This is a genomic window from uncultured Cedecea sp., assembly GCF_947498825.1.
GTDB lineage: Bacteria > Pseudomonadota > Gammaproteobacteria > Enterobacterales > Enterobacteriaceae > JGM124.
Genome location: NZ_CANMLV010000090.1, coordinates 1 through 248, shown reverse-complemented (window position 1 = coordinate 248; position 248 = coordinate 1). Strand labels below are relative to the sequence as shown.

The window sequence follows — 248 nt, the reverse complement described above, 5'->3', positions numbered from 1 at the left end:
AGGGAATCCGTATTTTATCTGAGTTTTCTGGCTATTCCGGCTTCCGACAAATTAGCTGACTCCGCGACTCCGGCAGTCGCGGCCCGGGTCACTATTGGTGTCGAGTCCGTGATTAAATTATTTTATCGCCCTCAAAAAATAGAAAATAAAACCGCATCGGCAAACGATTTAAAGGCGGACTATAAAAATAACGTTATCACGCTACAGAATGTCACGCCCTGGTATCAGACATTATCTCAGCTTACGCT

1 protein-coding gene is annotated in these 248 nt (G+C 44.8%); it reads left to right on the top strand.

Going from position 1 to position 248, the window contains the following annotated elements; translation table 11 throughout:
* A partial coding sequence (locus Q1A40_RS23065) for a molecular chaperone (protein ID WP_300006107.1) occupies nucleotides 1–248 on the top strand: 248 nt, incomplete at both ends.